1 protein-coding gene is annotated in these 251 nt (G+C 48.2%); it reads left to right on the forward strand.

Annotated elements, in window-relative coordinates; all coding sequences use genetic code 11:
• Positions 1 to 30 precede the first annotated feature (30 nt).
• The coding region (locus SB749_RS20230) for a hypothetical protein (protein WP_410711886.1) at positions 31 to 251 on the forward strand (221 nt) is incomplete at its 3' end.

Genomic DNA, 251 nt, shown 5'->3' on the forward strand with positions numbered 1-251 from the left:
CTGCAAAAGGAACGAGAAAATTCTGAATGGATGGTTCCAGACAAAATCTGCTTTGTTGCACTCGGCCGCAATATCAAAGACTGGAAAGCGACTGCTACCGCCTTGGAAGCCGAATATGCTGACTACGGCCTATCCATTCACGCGGTTGAGTGGCATGACATCAATCATGGCATAACTGCGTTGCTTGATGCCGAGGAAGGCCACGATGCATTCATATATTCTGATTGGATCGAGGCGTTTTCGCTATTCGG

The sequence above is a fragment of the Brevibacterium sp. SIMBA_078 genome, assembly GCF_046534565.1.
GTDB lineage: Bacteria > Actinomycetota > Actinomycetes > Actinomycetales > Brevibacteriaceae > Brevibacterium.